The 21849-nt window shown below is 68.3% G+C and carries 18 protein-coding genes and 6 pseudogenes; 13 read left to right on the forward strand and 11 right to left on the reverse strand.

Features of this window, described 5'->3' with window-relative positions; translation table 11 throughout:
• Positions 1–287: 287 nt before the first annotated feature.
• The 6 genes and pseudogenes from EJC51_RS49485 to EJC51_RS48150 form a co-directional block, all read right to left on the reverse strand.
• The gene (locus EJC51_RS49485) at positions 288–1214 is read right to left on the reverse strand and encodes an IS3 family transposase (RefSeq protein ID WP_425276775.1); all 927 of its coding nucleotides are present in this window, start codon (positions 1212–1214) and stop codon (positions 288–290) included.
• Complete coding sequence (locus EJC51_RS49490) at positions 1211–1522, reverse strand: transposase (protein WP_425276776.1); 312 nt, start codon at positions 1520–1522, stop codon at positions 1211–1213. The genes EJC51_RS49485 and EJC51_RS49490 overlap by 4 nt, the downstream gene beginning before the upstream one ends.
• 207 nt (positions 1523–1729) lie before the next feature.
• A pseudogene (locus tag EJC51_RS48450) lies at positions 1730–2394 on the reverse strand (IS5 family transposase); the annotation flags it as partial.
• A gap of 255 nt (positions 2395–2649) precedes the next feature.
• The gene (locus EJC51_RS00900; RefSeq protein WP_126269230.1) at positions 2650–2976 is read right to left on the reverse strand and encodes a hypothetical protein; all 327 of its coding nucleotides are present in this window, start codon (positions 2974–2976) and stop codon (positions 2650–2652) included.
• Complete coding sequence (locus EJC51_RS00905; RefSeq protein ID WP_126269231.1) at positions 2955–3536, reverse strand: caspase family protein; 582 nt, start codon at positions 3534–3536, stop codon at positions 2955–2957. The genes EJC51_RS00900 and EJC51_RS00905 overlap by 22 nt, the downstream gene beginning before the upstream one ends.
• Positions 3537–3538: 2 nt before the next feature.
• Positions 3539–3745, reverse strand: a complete 207-nt coding sequence (locus tag EJC51_RS48150) for an effector-associated constant component EACC1 (RefSeq protein WP_399585130.1) — start codon at positions 3743–3745, stop codon at positions 3539–3541.
• Positions 3746–3847: 102 nt separating this feature from the next.
• Here EJC51_RS48150 and EJC51_RS00915 point away from each other — a divergent pair, with 102 nt between their 5' ends.
• The 6 genes and pseudogenes from EJC51_RS00915 to EJC51_RS00935 form a co-directional block, all read left to right on the forward strand.
• Positions 3848–5086, forward strand: a complete 1239-nt coding sequence (locus tag EJC51_RS00915) for a low temperature requirement protein A (RefSeq protein WP_166682793.1) — start codon at positions 3848–3850, stop codon at positions 5084–5086.
• A gap of 43 nt (positions 5087–5129) precedes the next feature.
• A pseudogene (locus EJC51_RS48455) lies at positions 5130–5784 on the forward strand (P1 family peptidase); the annotation flags it as partial.
• A 154-nt stretch (positions 5785–5938) separates the two neighbouring features.
• Entirely contained in the window at positions 5939–6346 is a 408-nt protein-coding gene (locus EJC51_RS48460; RefSeq protein WP_425276777.1) for a carboxylesterase family protein, read from the forward strand.
• A 424-nt stretch (positions 6347–6770) separates the two neighbouring features.
• Positions 6771–7586: an oxidoreductase gene (locus EJC51_RS00925; RefSeq protein ID WP_126269233.1), complete on the forward strand. Its 816-nt coding sequence runs from the start codon at positions 6771–6773 to the stop codon at positions 7584–7586.
• Positions 7587–7906: 320 nt separating this feature from the next.
• A complete protein-coding gene (locus EJC51_RS00930; RefSeq protein WP_126269234.1) occupies positions 7907–8509 on the forward strand; it encodes a TetR/AcrR family transcriptional regulator in 603 nt (200 codons plus the stop codon).
• 346 nt (positions 8510–8855) lie between these two features.
• Positions 8856–9197: pseudogene (locus EJC51_RS00935) on the forward strand (transposase family protein); the annotation flags it as partial.
• A 393-nt stretch (positions 9198–9590) separates the two neighbouring features.
• On the opposite strand, the gene EJC51_RS00940 reads toward EJC51_RS00935, so the two are convergent.
• Positions 9591–11240: a SulP family inorganic anion transporter gene (locus tag EJC51_RS00940; protein ID WP_126269235.1), complete on the reverse strand. Its 1650-nt coding sequence runs from the start codon at positions 11238–11240 to the stop codon at positions 9591–9593.
• Positions 11241–11424: 184 nt separating this feature from the next.
• Here EJC51_RS00940 and EJC51_RS00945 point away from each other — a divergent pair, with 184 nt between their 5' ends.
• From EJC51_RS00945 to EJC51_RS48470, 4 genes and pseudogenes are all read left to right on the forward strand, one after another.
• The gene (locus tag EJC51_RS00945) at positions 11425–12738 is read left to right on the forward strand and encodes a DUF1254 domain-containing protein (RefSeq protein ID WP_244362336.1); all 1314 of its coding nucleotides are present in this window, start codon (positions 11425–11427) and stop codon (positions 12736–12738) included.
• A 12-nt stretch (positions 12739–12750) separates the two neighbouring features.
• Entirely contained in the window at positions 12751–14118 is a 1368-nt protein-coding gene (locus EJC51_RS00950) for a DUF1254 domain-containing protein (protein ID WP_126269237.1), read from the forward strand.
• An 85-nt stretch (positions 14119–14203) separates the two neighbouring features.
• Complete coding sequence (locus EJC51_RS48465) at positions 14204–14464, forward strand: GAP family protein (protein WP_166682774.1); 261 nt, start codon at positions 14204–14206, stop codon at positions 14462–14464.
• Between the two features lie 84 nt (positions 14465–14548).
• Positions 14549–14815 (forward strand): annotated as a pseudogene (locus EJC51_RS48470) (IS630 family transposase); the annotation flags it as partial.
• Positions 14816–14850: 35 nt separating this feature from the next.
• Here the strand turns inward: EJC51_RS48470 and EJC51_RS00960 are convergent.
• Positions 14851–15465: a TetR/AcrR family transcriptional regulator gene (locus EJC51_RS00960; RefSeq protein ID WP_126269238.1), complete on the reverse strand. Its 615-nt coding sequence runs from the start codon at positions 15463–15465 to the stop codon at positions 14851–14853.
• Between the two features lie 119 nt (positions 15466–15584).
• Between EJC51_RS00960 and EJC51_RS00965 the strand changes: the two genes are divergently transcribed.
• The 3 genes and pseudogenes from EJC51_RS00965 (at position 15585) to EJC51_RS00975 (ending at position 18113) form a co-directional block, all read left to right on the forward strand.
• Positions 15585–16298 carry an SDR family NAD(P)-dependent oxidoreductase gene (locus tag EJC51_RS00965; RefSeq protein ID WP_126269239.1) on the forward strand — a complete coding sequence of 238 codons (714 nt, stop codon included), beginning with the start codon at positions 15585–15587 and terminating at the stop codon, positions 16296–16298.
• 150 nt (positions 16299–16448) lie between these two features.
• Positions 16449–17318 (forward strand): annotated as a pseudogene (locus EJC51_RS00970) (IS5 family transposase).
• 99 nt (positions 17319–17417) lie between these two features.
• Positions 17418–18113 carry an alpha/beta fold hydrolase gene (locus EJC51_RS00975; RefSeq protein WP_126269240.1) on the forward strand — a complete coding sequence of 232 codons (696 nt, stop codon included), beginning with the start codon at positions 17418–17420 and terminating at the stop codon, positions 18111–18113.
• Between the two features lie 23 nt (positions 18114–18136).
• On the opposite strand, the pseudogene EJC51_RS00980 reads toward EJC51_RS00975, so the two are convergent.
• The 3 genes and pseudogenes from EJC51_RS00980 to EJC51_RS00990 form a co-directional block, all read right to left on the reverse strand.
• Positions 18137–18831 (reverse strand): annotated as a pseudogene (locus tag EJC51_RS00980) (IS5 family transposase); the annotation flags it as partial.
• Between the two features lie 269 nt (positions 18832–19100).
• On the reverse strand, positions 19101–20630 hold the full coding sequence (locus tag EJC51_RS00985) for an FAD-binding oxidoreductase (protein WP_126269241.1): 1530 nt from the start codon (positions 20628–20630) through the stop codon (positions 19101–19103).
• Between the two features lie 704 nt (positions 20631–21334).
• Positions 21335–21754, reverse strand: coding sequence for a lipocalin-like domain-containing protein (locus tag EJC51_RS00990; RefSeq protein WP_165951433.1), 420 nt, complete (start codon positions 21752–21754; stop codon positions 21335–21337).
• Positions 21755–21849: the final 95 nt, after the last annotated feature.

Here is a 21849-nt window from a genome sequence, read left to right on the forward strand (position 1 = left end):
GCATACCTCCCGGTCTTCGGGTGTCCGAACCACCTGGCCCCCTTCGCCCTGCGGACGGCTTTCCCGCCCTCCCTGGCCGGACGTTGCTCCGGCGACTACTACGGGGCCTCCGTCGCCATAGGACTCGCGTCCCGTAGGCGATCCCACGTTCGTCTCTGTTGTACGTCATAGCGCGACGTAGGCGTCCCACTCATCTCCTTGAATACCCTCGCTGGGCATCGCCCCGCGCTCCGGAGGTGCACCGGCCAACTATAGAAACCTGAACCTGGTGCAGAACGCGGTGCCGGTTACAGCTGCCTTTCCGGCGGATGGGAAATTGCATCTGCTGGAGATTGGGCTTCAAACAATTCAGTCTTCGCCATATCGCGCGGGCCACCCAGCGCACCGTCCCTGACAACTGGGCCCTGAGCTGCCCCGAGTTTCGTAGAGTCCGATCTTGATTGGTTCAGGCGGACTGCGGGGTTTGCTCCTGGCTGCGCCAGAAGGCTTCCTCGTACTCGGCCGGCGGCACGTAGTCGAGCGCGGAGTGAAGACGTTCTTCGTTGTACCAGGTGATCCACTGGAAGATCGCCCGCTCGACCTGGTCGACGTCCTTCCCCGGTATACCGAATTGATACGTATTGCGACCCGCGATCGCTGTGGTGTATCAGTCCGGAGTCCTTCTTGATCCGGCGCCGCCAGAGCGCCATCTCCAGGGCTTCCAGAGGGAGTTCGGTCCGCATGTGGTTCGCGACCTGCCAGCCGACTATCATCCGCGAGTACACATCCAGAACGAACGCCACATACGCCCATCCCGACCAGGTGCGGACATACGTCATGTCCGCCACCCACAACTGATCGGGCCGGGAGGCGGTGAAGTCGCGGTCGACCAAGTCCGGCGGACGCGGCGCCGACGGTTCCGGAATCGTGGTCCGACGCCGCCGGCCACGGATGACGCCCTCCAGGCCCAGTTCGGCCATCAGCCTCTCGACGGTGCAGCGGGCCACCCCGTGGCCCTTGCGCCGAAGCGCGCGGGTGATCCGGCGGGCGCCATAGGTGCCGCCCGACTCCGCGTGGACCTCCTCGATCAGCGGCATGAGCTGCTCGTTCCGGAGCCGGCGGGCCGACTTCGGCCGCTTCTTGCGAGCGAAGTACGTCGACGTCGACGGCGACAGCTCCAGCACCCGGCAGACGGGATCGACCCCAAGGCCCCTCTCGCGCAGGTGGTCGATCACCTGCTCGGCCTCGTCCGGGGACGGTCGATCTCCTGGGCAAAAAACACCGAGGCAGCTTTCAGGATCTCGTTCGCCCGCCTCAACTCCGCTACCTCTTTCCGGAGTTGCTTCAACTCGTCCAGCCCGGCGGTGGTGAGCCGGTCGTCCCGCTCGCCGCGGTCGGCCTCGGCCTGGCGGACCCAGCCTCGCAGGGCTTCCTTGTGGATGCCGAGGTCCTTCGCGACGTGCGCGATCGGGCGGCCGGTGGTGCGGACCTCGCGAATCGCGCGCTCGCGCAGTTCGTCCGGATATTTACGGGGTGCTGCCATGGTGCTGGTGGATCTCCTTCGCCAGGACCGTAACCCTGGCATCAGGGACTCCACAAATCTCAGTACAGCTCACCCGGTCACTGGTTTCCTGACATGCTTTTGTCCCCTCTGCCTTTCGGCATCAGGTAAGTCATTAGCCCAGGAACCTCCCTCCGAGTTCCTCCCGGCTCAGCCGGGGATACAAACAGGGCGCCTCGTGGCGCACAACGTCCGCTCGACGACCCAGCGGAAGCTGCCCAGGCCGGTGCCGTGTTGTTGCCCGCGTGCGGCGATGACGGGGCGGATGCCGCGCTGCCACAGCAGCCGCCGGTACTTGTTGTGGTCGTAGCCGCGGTCGGCGAACAGCATGTCGGGCCGGCGTCTGGGCCGGCCCACGACGCCGGCCACGGCCGGGACCTTGTCCAGCAACGGCAGCAGCTGGGTGACGTCGTTGCGGCTGCCGCCGGTCAGCGACACCGCAAGCGGAATGCCCTGTGCGTCGGTGAGGACGTGGTGCTTGCTGCCCGGCCGTGCGCGGTCGACCGGGCTGGGACCGCTTTTGGGCCGCGCCGGGCCGCCCGCACGTGAGAGGAGTCGATCACCGCCCGCGACCAGTCCAGCTTCTTCGCCGACCGCAGCTTTCTCAGCAGCACCAGGTGCAGCTGATCCCACACGCCCGCCTCGTTCCACGCCGCCAGGCGACGCCAGCAAGTCATACCCGAGCCGAAACCCAGTTCCTGGGGCAGGTACTCCCACTGGATCCCGGTATGCAGCACGAACAGAATCCCGCACAGGGCCTGCCGGTCCGGAACCCGAGGCCGGCCCGCCACCAACTTCGGACCCGGTTCGGGCAGCAACGGCTCGATCAACGACCACAGTTCATCCGAGACGATCCACGGCCTCGGCTGGTGCTTCCCCACGACCGAACCAACGAACCACCGCACCGACAGTCACATGATCAACCGACTTCTGTTAGGACCTCGAAGAGCGCGTGGCGCCTGCACCTCTAGTGCTGGCTCCGTCGCTGGTGCGTCGGTCGGTAGGGTCTCCGGCACCTGCGCGGCTGGGATCTCGGGAATACGTGGTGAAGACGCCTGCATCCTCGCCCTCGCCGCGGACGACACGAGTCGGCTGTCGTCTTCCGTGAGTCACTGGTACTCGCTGGTGACACGCCGCCGTACGGGGTCGTTTCCGATCCGGTACAGGTGATCGAGTGCGTCCAGGGCAGCGAGCCGGCCGACGGCGATTGGGCTGTTGAGCGAGTGACGCAGATGAGTTGGCAGGGACCAATTGACGTTCCGGGCGATGATGATACGGCCCTCGATGTTGTCCTGCTTCTTCGGGCGTTGCTGGGGTATCTCGTCGACGACACGGTCGTGGACGTAGCCGTACAGCTCGTCGAGGGTGATGTCTCCGTCGCCGTCGAGACCGGCGCTGCCGTCCCGCAGTCCGTCTACCAGGTAACGGTTGAACACCGACTGTGCGGCTGTGCCGTGTGGCTGGTTCCCTTCGAAGGAGTGAAGGAGTACTGGGTGGCGTCGGACGCGGTCAGCACCGTCCGTCCCCGGCCCTGGAACCGTTCCAGCGCGTGTACGTCGGTGTCGGTCTTCGCGAGGCGCCCGGCCGGGAAGGCGCCGCTGTAGCAGCAGTCGAGGACCAGTACCTTCTGCCAGGACATGCAGCCGGACATGGCCTGGTCGATCTGCTCGGCGGGCAGCGACGTGAGCAGCGGGCTGTCGCGCCGGATATTGGTCATCGCCAGATACAGGCGGCCGTCGTCGTCCTTCAAGGCGTGGCCGGTGAAGTACAGCAGGGTGAGGTCGTCACGCCGCCGGTCGCGGTAGAGGCCGGCGATGGCCTCGCCGCCCCGGTAGTGCGGCTCGTTGATCAGCGTGGTGACCTCGAAGCCCGCGATGTCAGGGTCCTGCAGGACGGCCGCGAAGGCCCCCGCGTCGTGGGCCGGCGCGGTCAGTCGCCTCAGCCCGTTGGCCTGGTAGTCGTATGTGGCGATCAGCAGCGCCAGCCGGCGCCCCATGGCTACCCGCCGCTGTGGCGACGGATGTAGGCGCTGACCAGCTCGCGCCGCTCGTCGGCCGAGGCCTGCTCGAGTTCGATCGTGTCATGATCGATGGTCAGCGAGACGCGATGCCGCGCAGACTGCCGGCCGAGCCAGTCACGCAGCATCTCGACGAGTGCGGTGAGTACTCCAGCGGACGCGCTTAACGCCACGACGACTGCCCCCACCGTGACCGCATCGGCACCTTTGGCGCCGTCGGGTTTCAGGTTCCCCCAACAATGGCCACGCTGGGCAAGAGATTGGGTGCCTCATCTGCTGTGCTTGACTTCATGACGCCAAGTTCCACTCCCGCGCCGGACGCGCCCCGATCGCCCACGCACCGCAGCCCACTGCGCAGGCTCACTGCCCGTGACCGCGGTGAGGTACACCGATCCGCCACTCAGCTGGAGCTCTTCTTCGACCTGTGCTTCGTCGTGGCCATCGCCCAGGCGGGCATCCAGTTGGTGCACGCGGTCGCCGAGGGTCATGCGGGCGAGGGGATCCTCAACTACGCACTGGTGTTCTTCGCCATCTGGTGGGCGTGGATGAACTTCACATGGTTCGCCTCGGCCTACGACAACGACGACGTGCTCTACCGGATCGTCACGCTGATCCAGATCGCCGGTGTGCTGGTGCTCGCGGCCGGGGTCTCCCGGGCGTTCGAGGACCACGAGTACCAGGCGGGGGTGGCGGGCTATGTGATCATGCGGCTCGCCTCGGTGTCCCAATGGCTGCGCGTGGCGAGGGCGACTCAGGGCAGGGAGCGCAGGGTGGCCCTGCGGTACGCCGGCGGCGTCGTGCTGTGCCAGATCGGCTGGCTCAGCCTCCTGTTCTTGCCCGAGGACACCCTGGTCGCGGTGTTCGTGGCGATGGCGGTCCTCGAGATGTGCGTCCCGGCGTACGCGGAGAAGGTCCAGCCGACGTCCTGGCACCCGCGCCACATCGCCGAGCGATACGGGCTGTTCACGATCATCGTGCTCGGCGAGACCATCGCGGCGGCCACAGTCGCCGTGAAGACGGGCATCGACGAGCAGGACGCGCTGGGCGAACTGCTGCCGATCGCCGCAGGCGGGCTGCTGATCATCTTCGCCGCCTGGTGGATCTACTTCGCGGTGCCGATCCACGGTCATCTGAGATCCAACAGGCAGGCGTTCCTGTGGGGTTACGGCCACTACGTCGTCTTCGCCTCGGCGGCCGCGATCGGCGCGGGTCTGGAGGTGGCGGTCGAGCAGTCCGTGGGCAAGGCGCATATCTCGACGCTGTCCGCGTCGGCGGCCGTGGCCCTGCCGACGGCGCTGTATCTGCTCACCGTCTGGGCACTGCACTCGCGTTACTTCAAGGTGGGCATCGCCCAGCAGCTGGTACTGCCGACCGCGGCGCTGCTGGTGCTCTGCTGCATGTTCCTGGGCGAGTGGGCGGTGCTCTCGACCGGTCTCGTCTGCGCGCTGACGGTGGTGACCGGCGAGACACTGACGGCGCGCACGACGGCCCGGGAGCGCGAGACGGCGGTGGGAGCGCCGGTCGCCTGACCGGCCCGGTCCGGACGCGACCGGCCCCACGACAGTTGACGCTCTGACAGATGTCGTGGGGCCGCGGGGGGCACGCGACGCGTACCGGCAACGGTGGGCTCACCGGCACCACGGTGGTGCCGGCGCCCGAGGGCGGTGCCGTCGCCGCGGTGGACGTGCGCGGCGGCGGGCCCGGCACCACGGAGACTGACGCGCTCGATCCGCGCAACCCGGTGCAGAAGGTCGAGGCGATCGTGCTGACCGGCGGCAGCGCGTACGGGCTCGACGCGGCGTCCGGGGTGACGGCCTGGCCGGAGGAACAGCGACGCGGGGTGGGGGTGGATCCGGCGCATGTCGTGCCGGTGGTGCCCGCCGCCTGTGTCTTCGACCTCGGCCGCGGCGGCGACTTCCGGGCCAGGCCGGACGCGGCCACCGGACGGGCCGCGGTCGAGGCGGCCGCGGCGAGCGAGGCGGGCTCCTCCGTCCCCCTGCCCACGGCGCGCACCGCGGGCACGGACCTCGCGGGAAAGGTCGGCTGCGGCTCGGCCCGCGACGTGTTGACCTGCCTGCGGCGCGTGCACGTCTCTCGTCTGCTCGCGGCTCAGGACACTGATCAACAGCCCGCGTACGGCACCCCTTTGCTGCCCGGTGCCCCCGCGGCAGCGCTCGCCACCGGCCGCTTCCACCGCGTGCCCGTGCTCATCGGCAACAACCACGACGAGGGCAACGGCTGGGCCGCCGGCATCGTCCAGGCAGGCAACCCCGTCACCCCCGACACCTGGTCCCGACATCGCGGCCACCTTCTTCCCCTCCCCGGGGCAGGCGAAGGCGATCGTCCGCGAGTACCCGGTGCACCGCACCGACGGAGGCCCGGTGTTCGGCGCAGTCATCGGCGACGCGAACTTCGCGTGCCCCACCGCGCGCACCAACAACCTGCTCACCACCCAAGTGCCCGTGTGGTGCTACGAGTTCGCCGACGAGCACCCCCCGCCGCTCGCCCCGGGCACACCGCCGTTCCCGCTCGGCGCACCGCACGCGAGTGAACTGCCCTACCTGTTCGACCTCGGCGGCCGCCCCCGCGACCTGACTGCGGCACAGCACCGGCTGGCCGACACGATGATCGACTACTGGACCCGCTTCGCCCGCACCGCCGACCCCAACGGCCCATCCTCTCCCCACTGGTCCCGGCACACGGTGCTGTCCCTGGCCCCGGACCACATCCTCCCCACCCGCACGACACAGACCCACCACCACTGCACGTTCTGGAACACCCTCGGATGACCGCGGACAGCTCTGGGCCCGCCGACCACGCCGACGGAGCCTTAGCTTGACCGAGCCGGACATCTTGGATGGTCGGGCTGGCCTCCCGACACACCCAGCTCGTCCAACCGCTGGTCTAGTTCGGCGAACAAGGAGGTGAACTTGCGCATGAGGTCGTGATCGACATGGCGCAGGACAAGAGTCCGTGGACAACTCGACAGCGCACAACACAAGTGGGACGGCCTACCGGGCACTCGTGGGCCGATGACCGCGTGCTGATCCGTTCCCGTGCCGGCGGTGACCTGACCGGAGCTTCTCCCGAGATCCTTCTCGAACCGCCGGACGCCACCACTTGCCATCGGCCGACGACCCCCATATTGTCGTACGTACGTAAGACATACGACCGTAAGACATACGGACGTACGTCAAACCAAGGGAGCTCGTGATGGCGACAACTCGGCCGGTAGCGCTCGTGACAGGTGCCTCATCAGGGGTCGGCAAGGAGACGGCCCGCGCCTTCGCCGCGGCGGGCTTCGAGGTGATCGGAACCGCCCGCAACACCGCGCGGGTCACCGCGCCCGCCGGGGTGACCTACCTCGACCTCGACGTGACCAGCGACGAATCGGTCGCCTCCGTGGTCAAGCAGGTGATCGACCGGTTCGGGCGCATCGACGTCCTGGTCAACAATGCCGGCGTCGGCGCCAACGGCGCCGCCGAGGAGTTCTCCGTCGCCCGGACGCACGAGGTCTTCGACGTCAACGTCTACGGCATCATGCGGATGACCAAGGCGGTTCTGCCGCACATGCGCACCCAACGGCGCGGACGCATCATCAACGTCTCCTCCCTCAGCGGGTTCGTCCCCAGCCCGTTCATGGCCATCTACACCTCGACCAAGCACGCGGTCGAGGGCTACTCCGGGTCGCTGGACCACGAGGTCCGCGAGCACGGCGTGCGGATCCTGCTCGTCGAGCCCGGCCCGATCAACACCCCCTTCGGGGACCACAGCGTGCAGGGCGACACCCCACTGGCGCTCTACGCGTCGGGACGGCGCACCTTCGACGAGGTCCTGGCGAAGAACACCAGCAGCGGCGACGATCCCGCCACCGTGGCCAAGGTCATCGTCGCTGCGGCCACCGACAAGAAGCCCAAACTTCGGCGCACCGCCGGCACGACGGCCGCAAGCATCAGCGTGTTCCACCGCGTCCTTCCGGCCCGGATCTTCGACCGCATCGTCCGCAGGTTCAACCGGATGCCGAACTGACACTCACCTTTCGCCTGCCCGAACCCGTCCGACAACGACGGCGCGTCTTCGGCGCGCTGATCGCGGATGCGGCGGAGAAGGACAACACCCCCGCCGCCATCGCCCAGGTGATCGTCACCGCGGCCAGCGCGAACGGCCTTGCCTCACCCTCCACCACAGCCGTTCGCGGCGACCGCCTGTACATCACCGGCGGCAGGGTCCCCGAGCCCCACGACCCGAAACTGCGGGCTGCCGGGATCGACTTCCCCGCACTTCTTGCAAGCGCCGCCCACTGACCCCCCAGGACAGCGGCCGGGACACCCGCCCCGGCCGCCGCCGCGATGGAGGAACGCCTCGTGCGGTACCCGAAAGAACACAAACACCAGACCCGGCAGCGGATCATCGCGACGGCCGGCCGCCGACTCAAGCAGGACGGCATCGACGGCTCCGGAGTCGCGACCCTCATGAAGGACGCGGGGCTGACCAACGGCACTCTCTACGCCTACTTCACGTCCAAGGACGACCTCGTCGCCACCGCGGTCGCCGACCAGATGCGCGCCCAGCACGAGAACATCGTCGCGCAGGCGGCCCCCGGCCGCGCCGGACTCGAACAGATCATCCGCTGGTACTTTTCCACCGACCAGCGCGACGACATCGAAGACGGCTGCCCCAACGCCGCCCTCCTCGCCGAGATTGCACGCTCCACGGACACGACCAGGCAGGCATACACCCAAGGGGCACTGACCCTCATCGACGGCTTCGCCGCCCGCCTGGCACCCCACGACCCGCCCTCGGCACGCCTGAAGGCACTCAGCCTCCTCGGCATGATGGCCGGCACGGTGCAGCTCTCCCGCGCCCTCACCGACCGGCAACTCGCCGACCAACTCCTTCAACAGGGCAGCCGCAACGCCCTCGCACTGATAGATGCCGAACAGCACAACTGAGACGCCATCCGCGCACCGATCAGAAGCTGATCAGGTCGGCACCCAGGATCTCTTCCACGACGAAGACGTCGAGAGCGCGCGTCGGTTCAGCGACAGCGACGTCCCTTGCCATCTCGACGTCATCCCCGTCGCCTTCCACGCCTTCGACCTCGTGTTCCTCAAAGCCGAAATCGCGCGGGAGTTCAGGCGCCGACAGGCACGAGCGCTGAAGAACGCGATGCGAGACCGCCCGAAACGGAAGGCAGTCCGACACGCAGATCACGGAGAGGTTTTCGTCCTCACGGCGGCAGCAACAGGACCGGGCGGCAGGTGGTGCCCGGACACCATCTGCGGAGTCGTCGAGGCCATCGTGGTGGTCGGTCGGCCTCTGCCAGGCAATCGCAACGACTGCCGGGCCTGGTCAGAGTCCGGTGCGAAGGCCGCCGTCGGCAACACGAGGACCATCGCCGATGGCGGCTATCCCGATCCCGGGCTCGTCATGCCGCACCGCCGCCGCACGGGCGAGGATCCACCCGACTGCAAGCAGGCACACAACAAGTCCCATAAGCAGGTTCGCGCCCGTGTCAAGCACGTCTTCGCCCGGATGAAGACCGGGAAGATCCTGCGCGACTGCCGCCCGAAAGGTGATGGTGTGCAACACGCGATGCATGGCATCGCCCGGCTGCATCACCCCACCCTCACCGCTTGACCAGCCCCTGACGCAGGCAAGCGCCGCGGTCGGCAGAGGTGCCCTCGCCAGTCGTGGCCTTGCTGGCTGGCTGCATGGACCTGCTGGCCCGCCCGGCCGCTCTGCGTGGCGCCGGCGGCAAGCCGCCCGCCGGTGCGGATGTCGGCCTGCTGCCGGCGGATTCGTTGGTCGCGGTGACCGTGTTCGCGAGCATCGACGCGCCCTCGATCAAGGTTCCGATGTTGTTCGGCCCGATGGCTCCCACCCCGGCCGCGGTCACTTTCGCGCAGACGGCGGCCGTAGCCCGGATCACGACGCCCTCAGCGCGGCCTTCGCCCAGGCGGGATCGTGTCCCCCCTGGTCCTCGGCTGGATCGTGGACAGCGCGGCGAGCGTCACGACGCCGACCCTGCATTCAGCTCGTCCCACCGGTCGCTGCCGAGACGGCGTCGTCCACGGTGCGGTGCAGACGGTGCGGTCCGACGCGATCCGCCAGGACATGGCGGGCCAGGTCCCGTTCGGCGCGGGCCCGTACGTGAGCCAAGTGCAGGGTGATGTCTTTCCTGGCCAGTTCCTCTCTCAGTTCGTCGAGTGTGTCGAGGACCGGGATGCCCAGCCGGTAGCTGCCGGTCAGGTCGAGGACGACGGCTCGCGGTGGCGGGGAAGCGTTCGTGACCAGGTCACGGACGGCGAGGCGGACGCGGTTGACGTTGCCGAAGAACAGGCTGCCGTCGGGCCGCACGGCGAGCACGCCGGGGGTGGTGGCTGCGTCCGGGTGCTGTGCCGTGTCGGCGTACAGATGAGTGCCGGGCAGGCGTCCGAGGACGGCGACGTTGCGGCGGCTGGCGGCGGCGATGAAGAGAACCAGGGAGAGCGCCACAGCCAGCAGGAGTCCGGGAAGCAGGTCGAAGAGGAGGACGCCGATCAGGGAGGTGAGCGCCACCCACAGGCTCTGCCGGTCCAGCGCGGCGTAGCGGCGCAGCTCGCCCACCCGCATGAAGCCGCGTACGGCCACGATCACGATGGCACCCAGGACTGGCTCGGGCAGCTCGGTGAAGAGCGGGGTGAGGAAGGCCCCGGTCAGCAGGATCAGGCCGGCCGCGATCAGGGACACCATCGGGGTGCGGCCGCCCGCGCCGGTCGCCGCGGCGCTGCGTGAGGCGCTGCCCGAGACGACGAAACCCCGGACCAGGCCGACGGCGATGTTGCTGAGGCCGACCGCGGCCATTTCCCGGTCGGCGTCGACCTCTTGGCCGTGCTCGCGCGCGAAGCGGTTGGCGATGCTGAACGCCTCGGCGAAGACCACCAGAGCGACGCCGAGCGCACCCGCGGACAGGGCGATCCAGTCGCCTGCTGCAATGCCCGGCAGGTGCGGTACGGGGACGGCCGAGGGAATCGTGCCGACGACGTCCACGCCGTGTTCCTCCAGGCCCAGCGGGGCGGAGAGAAGCAGCGCGAGGGCGAGCACGATCAGCGCGGCAGGCAGGCGGGGCGCGAACCGTTCCAGCAGGAGCAGCAGCGCCAGCGCGCAGGCTCCGACGGCGAGCGTGGCGAGAGACCAGTCGGGGGCCTTGCTCAGGATGGTCCATAGGCGCTCGAAGAAGTCGCCGTCCCCGCTGGAGACGCCGACGAGCTTGGCGCCCTGCCGGACGACGATGGTCAGGGCCATCCCGAACAGGAAGCCCACCAGAGCGGGCTCGGCGAGGAAGTTGGTGATGAACCCCAGGCGGGCCACGCCGGCGATCAGCAGCGCCGCCCCGACGATGACCGCGAGAGCGGCCGAAAGGCCGACTGCGTCCTGCGGAGTCCCGCTGATGTCGGACACGGCCGCCGCCGACAGGACTGCCGCCGCCGACGTCGCTCCGACGATCAGGAAGTTGGACCGGCCGAACAACGCGTACACCAGCAGGGCCACAGGGGCCGCGTAGAAGGCGTTCTGCGGGGGCAGCCCGGCGATCTGCGCGTACGCGACGCTTTCGGGGACGATCAACGCCCACGCCGTGAGCGCCCCCAGCACGTCGCCCCGCAGCAGGCCCTGGTGGTAGCAGCCCAGCCATCCGGCCACCGGTCGGTTCCGGTGTTCCTGTCCGGCGCTCACGCAAACAGCCCCGGAGAATCCCCCGTGAGCCCCATGACCGGCTCCTTCGCTGCGCCCGACCTTGTGCCCGCGGGGGCAGGGCTGCGGATGCGTCCCACGAAGTAGCGTGCCATTTTGAACCGATATGTGCGCCCTGTGCGAGGAGGTCGGTGTGTCGGAGCTGACGGTCGAGCGGGCGCGGCGGATCGCGGCCGAGGGGTGGATCTGGGGGTTCGCGCTCCTGGAGAACTTCCGGACGATGTACCCGCAGGCGGTCGACTCCGACGATCCCCGGTACGTGGGCGGCTTCGGCCGCTTCCGGCACTACTCGGAGCCGTTTACACCGGCCAACACCGACGTGGTGACACCGAACAACGACACCCCCTACTCATGGGCCTGGCTGGACCTGCGCGCCGAGCCCTACGTGCTCTCGGTACCGGCCGCGGACCGGTACTACGTGCTGCCGCTGCACGACCTGGACACCTCCTACGTCGGCTACATCGGCGCCCGCACGACCGGCCCGGAGGCGGGTGACTACCTGGTCGCCGGGCCCCGCTGGGACGGCGCCGTTCCCGCGGGGATCGCGGGCGTGCTGCGCGCCGACACGTTCCTGGTCGGCATCCTGGGCCGCACGTACCTGGCCGGCCCCGACGACGTACCGGCGCTGCGGGCGATCCAGGAGCGGTACCTCCTGCGGCCACTGTCGAAGTTCACCGGCACCGCCGCACCGCACCCGGTCGACGAACCGGTGTGGCCGGTCTGGCGGGAGGAGGACCTCGGCACCGTCGAGTTCTTCACCCTTCTCGACTTCCTGCTCCAGTTCTTCCCCGGCCTCGATGGCGAGCGGGAGCTGCGGGACCGGCTCACCGCCCTCGGAGTGACGGGCAGCGGCGAGTTCGAGCCCGCCGCCCTGAAGCCCGAGATGCGCGCCGCGGTCGAGCAGGGCATCGCGGACGCCCGGGCCCGTCTGGAGGAGGCGAAGAAGGACGCCGCCGACTCCACTCACTGGTTCGGCACCCGCGCCGAGCAAGGCGACGACTACCTGACCCGCGCGGTCGGCGTCGACAAGGGCCTGTACGGCCTGCCGGCGGCGGAGGCGTGGTACGCCGGGTGGGCCGAGGATGACCAGGGCAACCGGCCGCCCAACGCCTCCGCGCACGACCACGTCATCCGCTTCGCCCCCGGCAGGCTGCCGCCGGCCCGCTATTTCTGGTCGGCCACGATCTACCGGCTGCCCGAGCGGCTCCTCGTCGCCAACGAGATCGACCGCTACTCGATCGGTGACCGCACCCCCGGACTGGTTCACGACGACGACGGCGGCCTCACCCTCTACGTACGCAAGGACCGTCCGGCCGACCCGAAGCAGGTGGCGAACTGGCTGCCCGCGCCCGACGGGCCCTTCACCATCGCCATCCGCGTGTACGGTCCCGCGTCCTCGGTCCTGGACGGTTCCTGGACCCTGCCCGCCCTGAGCGTCGACGCCTGACAGGAGCCAGCCATGACCAGCAAGACCAGTGCGGCCGGCACCGACAGCCTCGCCGATCTGGCCGCCGACGCGTACGTCTACGGCTATCCCCTCGTCTTCGACGTGTCGATGATCTCCGCGTTCATGCACAAGGGTTTCGGCTCGCTGGCGCCCACCCCCTTCAACCGGTTCGGGCACTCCACCAAACTGGCCACCCCCGACGCCCACTTCGTGTCCGTGAACAACGACACCGTCTACTCCATCGCCCAGGTCGACCTGTCCGGCGGCCCCATCCTGCTCCACGTCCCGGACACCGCCGGGGCGTACTACGTCCTGCAGTTCGTGGACGTGTGGAGCAATAACTTCGCCTACCTGGGAAAACGCGCCACCGGCACGGAAGAAGGCGACTGGCTCGTCGTCCCGCCCGGCTGGTCCGGCACCGTACCCGACAAGGTGCGCGGGGTGATCGAGGCACCAACCGCCGTGGTCTCCGTCGTCGGCCGCAACGCCTGCGACGGTCCCGAAGACATGCCCCGTGTTCACGCCCTGCAGCAGCGGCTCACACTCGCGCCGCTCGACGCGGCCACCCACCCCACGGGCCTGCCCGCACCGGATCCCGACGTGCCCGAGGAACTGCGCTTCTACGAGCAGCTGCGCGTCTGGATGGCGGACTTCCCGCCCGCCGGCCCCGACCAGGACTACCAGGAACGCTTCCAGCCCCTGGGCCTCCTCGAAGAGGGGCCCTCCCCATACATGAACGCCGACCCCGCCCTCGTGAAGGCCCTCACAGAGGGGCTCACCGCCGGCAAGGCGCGCGTCGAGGCCGCGTCGAAGCCGCGCGTCGACGGTGACCGTCCGCCGGGCGCCTGGGAGACGAACCCGCACCTGTTCGACTACAACCTCGACCACCTCGGCATCGGGACGGTCGACGCGCCGCAGTGGAAGATCGCCGACCGGGAAGCGTCCTACCTCGCACGGGCCGCCGCGGCGCGAGCCGCCCTGTGGGGCAACCACGGTTACGAGGCGGTGTACGCGCATACCTTCACCGACTCCACCGGCCGGAGGCTGAACGGATCCCGGTCCTACACCCTGCGCTTCGAGCAGCCGCCTCCCGTCGAGTCGTTCTGGTCGGTGACCATGTACGACACCCCCGACTACTATCTCGTCGCCAACCCGGCCGGTCGCTACTCACTCGGCGACCGCACCCCCGGCCTGACGTACGACAAGGACGGCTCGCTGACCGTCGTCATCCGACGGGAACGGCCCGAGGACCCGGTCGAGGCCGCGAACTGGCTGCCCGCCCCGGCAGGCGACTTCCGGCCGATGATCCGCCTCTACACACCCAGGCAGTCCGTCCTCGACGGCACCTACCAGCTGCCGCCCATCGTGGCGAAGGACTGACCACCGTGGGAGGCGCCGTCGGGCAGATGCTCGCCTCCGCGATCGGCATCGCCATCAGCCCCCGCCGCCGATCGCCGTCGTCCTCATGCAGGCCACCCCCAAGGGCCGGGCCAACGGCATCGCCTTCACGGCAGGCTGGCTGGTCTTGCTCGCCGTGCTTGTCACGGTCGTCGTCCTCGCCGGCTCGGGAGGCGACGCCTTGGGCAACGACGACGGCGCAGCCTCCTGGACACTGTGGCTGAAGCTGGGCCTCGGCGTCCTGTTCCTGCTGATGGACGTCAAGCACTGGCAGGACCGCCCCCGGGAGGGGCGTGCGGCCGGGCAGCCGGGCCGCCGGGCTGGATAGAGGCGAGCGACAACTTCACCCCCGGGCAAGTCGGCCGGACTCGCCGCCGCGCTCGCCGCCGCCGACCCGATGAATCTAGTTCTGAAGATCGGGTTGTGCTTCACCCCGACTTACGCCTCGTGGGCGAACCCCATCGAAGCCCACTTCGGACCGCTGCGGCAGTTCACCATCGCCAACTCCAACCGCCTCAACCCCACCGTGCAGACCCGGGCCCTGCGCGGCTCCCTCCGGTGGCGCAATGCCAATGCCCGCCACCCCGGCGTCCCGGCCGCCGAACGCAAGCAACGTGCCCGCATCCGCAGCGAGAAGGGCATCCGCCGGGGCGTACGCCCCCTCGCCGCCGGGGCCTGAAAGACCCCGACGAACGTCCATCACAGCACTGGTGGTCAGCCGCGCACTGCGGCCAGACACTCGTCGTACAGGTCCATGATGTCGCCGTTGCCGTCGTTGTCGACCCACGTCATCGTTGCGGCATCCAGGCAGGCGAACGCCGTCGCGATCACCGCGCGGGCCCTCGGATCCGTAGTGCCGACAGTGGACGCAGCGTCCATACGCGCCCTGATGAGCGGCAGCAGGTCCTCCTGGAACCGCAGTCTCTTTTCGAGCCAACCGGCACGCAGCGAGGCGGTGTTGTGCAGGAGACGGAACCGCTCCAGGGCCTGCTCTCGGTTGTCGTGCAGGGCCAGTACGGCGGCAACCCCTGCGCGCAGGGCCTCCCAGACACCGGCTTCGGCGGGCTGTTCGCTGATCGTGTCCGTCAGGACTTGCCCGAACCGGTCCTGGTCGCCGCCGAGAAGGTCCTCCTTGGTGCCGAAGTAGCGGAAGAGGGTGCGCTGGGAGACGCCGGCCTCTCGGGCGATCTGGGCGATGGTCGTCTCGTCGTAACCCTGCTGGGTGAACAGGCGCAGAGCCGTCTCGAGGATCTCTCGGGAGGCCAGCTGCCGTGTCCGGTCCCACAGCGTGGCCGATGCGCCGGTCGCTGTCGTGGCTTCCTGCTTCATGCCACCAGGTTAGTCCAGCACTGCCAGGTCGACACTCGCATCATATTTGGCAGTCGCTGCCAACCAGTCATACGCTGTCAAAGTTCTTACCTCCCAGGAACACGCAAAAGGAGCGCACCATGTCCGCACCCGCAGCTTTGATCACCGGTGGAACCAGCGGCATCGGCAAGGCGACCGCTGAACTGCTCCACTCCCGCGGCTACCGCGTCATGGTCACCGGCGTGGGCAATGCGGCCGATGCCGGACTTCCCGAAGACGTCATGGCCGTCCGGGCCGACGCACGGTCCCTGCCGGACATCGACCATGCGATCACCCAGGCGAGCCGGCAATTCGGCTCCCTCGACCTGCTCTTCCTGAATGCGGGTATCTCGCGCCCCGGCCCGATCGAGTCAACGGACGAAGCCACCTTCGACGCCCTGTTCGACATCAACGTCAAGGGCACCTTCTTCACCCTGCAGAAGGCGCTCCCGCTCCTCAACGAAGGCGCCTCAGTGGTGATCACCGTGGGCGCCGGCGAAGGGATCGGAGCCGCCATGACAGCCGCCAAGGGCGCGCTGTTGCCGCTCATGCGGTCCCTCGCGCTCGAACTCGCCCCCCGCCGCATCCGCGTCAACGCCGTCAGCCCAGGACTGATCGACACCCCCGCCTACAGCAAGATGGGTGTCTCCCAGGAAATGATCGACTCCTGGGCTCGGGACGTCCCACTCGGCCGCGTCGGCGCTCCCGCCGACATCGCCGAAGCCGTGGCCTTCCTCGCCTCGGACGCCGCCGGCTACATCACAGGCGACAACCTCACGGTCTCCGGAGGCATCGGCGTCCACGCCCGCCCCTGATGAGCAGTTCCGCCCCTCCCCTATCTGACGGCGCCACCGTGCCTCCATGCCGCGTAACTTCCAGTACCGAGCGGAGCCGGTGAACCTATCCGGTCGCAGCACCAGGTCGTGTATCGGATGTGGATCTTGATCGTGAGATGATCTTGGTTCGTGGCACGTGGAGATCTGGCTGACGCGCAATGGGCGGTGTTGGCACCGCTGTTGCCAAAGGGCAAGAAGCCCGGACGGCCGCCGATATGGAGCAGACGGCAGCTGATTGACGGCATACGGTTCCGGGTTCGCACCGGTATCCCGTGGCGGGACCTCCCCGCCGAGTACGGGCCGTGGGCTCGAGCGTACGACCTGTTCCGCCGGTGGCAGCGGGACGGCACCTGGCATCGGATCTTCACCAAACTCCAGGCCCAGGCCGACGCGAAAGAGCTGATCACCTGGGACATCAACGTCGACTCCACGGTGTACCGGGCCCACCAGCACACCGCCGGTGCGACGAAAAAAAGGGGGCTGCAGAAGGAACCGCCTGGCGGTGTCAGCGTCGAGCCGGACGACCACGGGCTCGGCCGCTCGCGCGGCGGCCTGACCACCAAGCTGCACCTGGCCGTCGAACGGGGGCCAGAAGCCCATGTCGATCGTGATCACGGCCGGGCAGCGGGACGATTCCCCCAGTTCGAGCCCGTCCTGAACAAGGTCCGCGTCTCGGGCCGGGCAGGCCCCCGCACCCGGCACGATCGCGTGCGCGACCGACAAGGCGTACGCCTCCCGCAAGAACCGCGCCTACCCGCGGCGGCGCGGGATCCACGGCACCATCCCGGACATGGCCGACCAGGCCCGCAACCGTAAGAAGCGCGGCGCGCGCGGAGGTCGGCCGCCGAAGTTCGACCCGCAGGACTACAAGGCTCGGCACGCGGTCGAGTGCGGCATCAACCGCCCCAAGAGGCATCGGGCCGTGCCCACGCGCTACGACAGTTCGCGGTCCGCTACGAAGCCACCGTCCTCGTCGCCGCCGTCAACGAATGGTTGTGACCGGCCTTCTGTGGCGGGCATGGGTTTCTTCTAAGCTCACCGTTCTGCTATCAGCCAAGACTGTCGCGGCTGCGACGACCTGGGCGACAGGATCGTCACATGCAGCCGATCTTCGTTCTCGTGCACAGTCCCTCCGTAGGTCCTTCGACCTGGCGCCCTGTGGCCGAACACCTGACGGCGGCGGGATACCAGGTACGGGTGCCGTCCCTGCTGCACATCGGCGCCGGCGCTCCACCCTTCTGGCCGCGCATCGTCAGTGCCGTCCGCGACGACCTACGGCAGGTCCCCGCCGACAGTCCTGTCACGTTGGTGGCACACAGCAACGCCGGCCTGTTTCTTCCGGAGATCCGCTCGGGCCTCGACCATCCAGTGACCAGCTCGATCTTCGTCGACGCCGCGCTGCCGGCCCAAGCCGGGCCCACCCCCGTCGCCTCACCCGAGTTGCTGGAGTTCCTCAGACCGATGGCCGTGAACGGCAGGCTGCCGCGCTGGACCGACTGGTGGGACGAGGCAGACGTCACACCCATGTTCTCCGATCCGACAACGCGACAGACCGTCATTGAGGAGCAACCCACCCTGCCCCTGTCCTACTACGAGCAGCACATCCCCGTCCCCGACGGCTGGGACGACCATTCCTGCTCCTACCTCCTGTTCGGCCCGCCATATGACGACCTCGCCTCTGAAGCGCGCGAACGCGGCTGGCGTGTGGCACACCTACCCGGCGCACACCTCCACCAGATCATCGATCCCGCCGGAACAGCCCGGCACCTCGTCGAACTCGCCGCCACGACTTGATCCACTTCCGGTACACACCCTAGAAGCGCGGCAGCCGTGACGGTGCCGAGGTATACGTATCGGCTCTTGTCATAGCGGGTGGCAACGGCTCGAAACTGATTGATCTTGCTGATCGCTCGCTCGACTGTGTTCCTGGCTTTGTATCGAGCCTTGTCAAAGCCGGGAGGTCGGGCCCCGTCCGAACCTCGGCGTCTGCGTGCGGCTTTGGAATCGCTCTTCTCCGGGATCACGTGCTGGATACCACGTCGCCGCAGGTAGGAGCGGACTAGGCTGTTGGTGTATGCCTTCTCGGCGCCGACGCTGTCCGGCAGTCGCCGTAGCCGGCAGGCGCCGAGTCGGGGGACGCGGATCTTGTCCATGACGAGCTCGAACTGTGTGCGGTCCGCGCGTTGTCCGGGTGTGAGGACCAGGGAGAGGGGGCGGCATCTGCCGTCCGCACTTAGATGGATCTTCGTGGTCAGGCCGCCGCGAGAACGGCCGAGGGCTTCGCATGTGAACTCATGTGGCGTTTGTGAATGGTCTGCCGCGGGCCGAAGCGAGCGGGCAGCTGACGCCACTGACATCCGGTACTCAACCGGTGGATGATTCCGTTGATCACCTGGCGGTGGTCCCGCCAGCGGCCGCAGCGGTTGTTGCTCCTGGGCAGCAGAGGCTCCAGCACTGCCCACTCGGCATCGTTAGATTCCCCCTGCTGAGCAGGCCCTGGCCTCCCTGTCAGGCGGGTGTTCGCGTACCGCACCACCCGACGACGGCCCCGGCCCCAAGCCCACCCATCAGTCCCCCAGTAGCACGCCGGAACAGCCCACGGCCCCAGCCCCCTCCCGGCATCCACTCGCACCGTCCCCCCAGACAGCGCCCTCAACGCACAGGACAGCCCACAGCTACAGCGCCCTGGCTCCCAAGACCGTCCCATCCATGGCGCACCCCCGCTACACTCTCCACCGCCAGGCCGTTGACCAGCAGAAATACAGAAGTCCGGCTGGAGTATCAGGCCGAGAGATTGTGGTTGTAACGGAACAAGTTGTCCGCATCGTACTGAGCCTTCAAGCGGACAAGACGGTCGAATGCCTCCGGATCATAGAACTCCCGCACATCGTCTGGCGCGGACGGCCTGCCGTCGCTGTACACGAAGTTGAGGTTGCGTCCGACTGTCCACGGCTTGAAGGCATGCATGAGTCGCTGATGGACGGGGCGGGCGTCGGCGAACGGGTCCTCGCGAATCGGGCCGCCTATTCCGTTGAGCACGCGCAGGACGTATTGCGCCTTCCTGCCACCCACAGCACTTGGCACGGCCGGCGGGCGCGACATCGCACCGCCAAGATGACGCAGGTCCACGACACACGGCGGAATGGCGTCCGGGCCGGTCAGGTCCAGCAGAGTCTGCAGAGCGGAAGGGTCCAGCTCGCGCAGCAGAATGTTGTTGCCGTAGTAGGAATGTGAGAATTCTGGGTCACTGTAAATCGAGCCGACCTGCGAGTACGGCATTTCGGCCACGGTGTCAATGAGACGCGGTCCGATTGCCCGCAGCGGAGCGATCAGCCGTTCCCCCTCCGCCGGATCACCATTGAACACAATCCGGATGTGAGCTGCGTACCGCCCGCGCAGTGGTTCGGGGAAGGCAGGTATGGGCGGGTAGACCATCAGCCCGATGGATGAGGTCAGCTGTTCCGGCACTGTGAGCGACCAGTTCCTGTAGGCGCGCAGGATCCCGATGGCATCATCCGCCGCTTCGAAGAACAGCCCTCCGCCGTACAGCCCAGCGACCGGCACAAGCTCCGTCTCAAGGGCCGTGACCACACCGAAGTTGGCGCCACCGCCACGCAGCGCCCAAAAGAGCTCCGCATCGGAGTCCGCGGTGACGTGCCGGCGTGTCCCATCGGCAGTGACGATGTCAATGCTGCGTAGATGATCGCATGCGTAGCCGAACTCCCGTCCGAGCAGCGGGGTTCCACCGCCTAGCAGATAGCCCACAACCCCGACGCCCGGCGCCGAACCGTTGAGCGGGGCCAGCCTGTGCCGAGCCGCCTCCCGTATCACGTCCTTCCATCGGGCGCCCGCCTCTATACGTGCCGTGCGCGCTCGGGCGTCGACCTCGACGCGGTTCATACGCCGAGTGGTGATCAGGACACCCTCCCCCCTCAGCGGCGTGGAGATGCCGTGGCCAGTGCTCTGGACCGCGATGGGCCACCGTCGCTCGGCCGCGAAGCGCACCGTGGCACACACGTCGTCGGCGGTTGTGGCTCCCACCACAACGGCGGGACGGTGCTGATAGGCCGCCTGGAAACCAGCACGCTCGGCGTCATAGTCCTCGCTACCGGGCAGCAGGACCGGTCCCTGAACGGCCACGGTCAGCGCATTGACCTCCCCGACGGTAGCGGAGCCGCGTGGCGCGACCAGGGACGCACGCACGTCATCGGGTCGGGTAGGACCGCCCGGTTGCCCAGGCCGGTCTGCCCTCAGAACCGGACGTGCGGTTGTCGCATCCGCCTCAAGCGGGCCATCGTCGGATTCAGCCATGGTTGCTGCTCCAGTCCCCAGGGTTGGCGGTTTCCACTGGCGTGGTGTCGCCGATGCATACCGTGTGGATGACTTCAAGGTTGTTCCTGCCGTCCGAGCCGCCTGGCTGCGGTGAACGACGTGGTGGACATATGTTTCCCGCGTCGACGCGGTGCTTGCCGTCCGCCTGCGGAGGCGGGCGATGATGTCGCCAGCCCGCCCAGTACGGGATTACGCTCGGGTCGTCTTTCGACGCCCGGCCTTTCACGATCACGTGCCTACGATCCTGGTCTCGGAGAACAGTTGAAGTCTGGCCCCAGGGGCCCGGTCGCCGAAGATCCAGCGGTTCCGACTGCCCGGGAGCAACCTTCTCCAGTACTGGGCGGCGATCCATCCACCGCCCTTGTCGCGGTGCGTTCGTACGGCACACCGCCACAGCAGTTTCCACATGCAGCTGTCGAGCCTTCCCGAACGTCTCCTTGGCGGCGACGCCGCGACAGTAGATCGGCCCTCTCCGGATGATCGGGTTCAGCCGGTGGATCACTACTGCCACCGGGGCTCCCGCCCGCTGCCGGACGATGCCTTGATTTCGCGTTTGCGCCGCCTCACGGCGTCCCGACTTCTCCGTGATGTGGGTCAGGGCGCCGCACCCGGCGACGGTTTGCTTACATCGCCGGAACGGTCTGTAGGTGTCCCCTCTCCACAGCAGTTGCACACCGACAGCATCAATCCGCCACGCCCCACCCGATCCGGTGCCATTCCAGGACGCGGCGGCGTGGTGGGCCGATCAGGGCGGTGCCGTAGAGCCGGAGCCGATCCCCTTCCAGGGCCAGCTCCCGAATCTGCTCCGTGCCTACCCAGGCGGGATCGGGGGCGAGGTGAATCGTGTGGGTGACGCGGTCTCCCTCCCGCCGCCAGGTCCCGGCGTAGCTGTTGAAGGTCTGGTCGCCCGGCTGCGCGGCGCTGGTGCGCATCATGGTGACCGACAGGTGACCGTCCGGTGCGTAGAAGAGCAGACCGTCCGGCGCGAGCCCGAGCGGGCCCGGGTGGCGGGCGCCGTGCTCGTCCAGGTCGTGATAGGACACGAGCCGCCAGACTCCGGCGAGTTCATCGCCTGAGACGGACGGTGTCGTGGGTCTCGGCACAGTTCTCACTCCTTATCCTGGCCCGGCAGTCCATCCGCCGCGGCGCTTTCTCCAGCATCAGCGTCCTGATCACACAGGTCGGCGACCACGTCAAC

It is taken from the genome of Streptomyces aquilus (assembly GCF_003955715.1).
GTDB classification, from domain to species: domain Bacteria; phylum Actinomycetota; class Actinomycetes; order Streptomycetales; family Streptomycetaceae; genus Streptomyces; species Streptomyces aquilus.

What these genes read in the sequence shown, in the direction of transcription:
- EJC51_RS49490 (WP_425276776.1), bottom strand. Translation starts at nt 1,522, where the DNA reads ATGGCAGCACCCCGTAAATATCCGGACGAACTGCGCGAGCGCGCGATT.
- EJC51_RS00905 (WP_126269231.1), bottom strand. Translation starts at nt 3,536, where the DNA reads ATGGGGCGCCGGCTGGCGCTGCTGATCGCCACATACGACTACCAGGCC.
- EJC51_RS00915 (WP_166682793.1), top strand. Translation starts at nt 3,848, where the DNA reads ATGACGCCAAGTTCCACTCCCGCGCCGGACGCGCCCCGATCGCCCACG.
- EJC51_RS00925 (WP_126269233.1), top strand. Translation starts at nt 6,771, where the DNA reads ATGGCGACAACTCGGCCGGTAGCGCTCGTGACAGGTGCCTCATCAGGG.
- EJC51_RS00930 (WP_126269234.1), top strand. Translation starts at nt 7,907, where the DNA reads ATGGAGGAACGCCTCGTGCGGTACCCGAAAGAACACAAACACCAGACC.
- EJC51_RS00950 (WP_126269237.1), top strand. Translation starts at nt 12,751, where the DNA reads ATGACCAGCAAGACCAGTGCGGCCGGCACCGACAGCCTCGCCGATCTG.
- EJC51_RS48465 (WP_166682774.1), top strand. Translation starts at nt 14,204, where the DNA reads ATGCAGGCCACCCCCAAGGGCCGGGCCAACGGCATCGCCTTCACGGCA.
- EJC51_RS00960 (WP_126269238.1), bottom strand. Translation starts at nt 15,465, where the DNA reads ATGAAGCAGGAAGCCACGACAGCGACCGGCGCATCGGCCACGCTGTGG.
- EJC51_RS00965 (WP_126269239.1), top strand. Translation starts at nt 15,585, where the DNA reads ATGTCCGCACCCGCAGCTTTGATCACCGGTGGAACCAGCGGCATCGGC.
- EJC51_RS00975 (WP_126269240.1), top strand. Translation starts at nt 17,418, where the DNA reads ATGCAGCCGATCTTCGTTCTCGTGCACAGTCCCTCCGTAGGTCCTTCG.
- EJC51_RS00985 (WP_126269241.1), bottom strand. Translation starts at nt 20,630, where the DNA reads ATGGCTGAATCCGACGATGGCCCGCTTGAGGCGGATGCGACAACCGCA.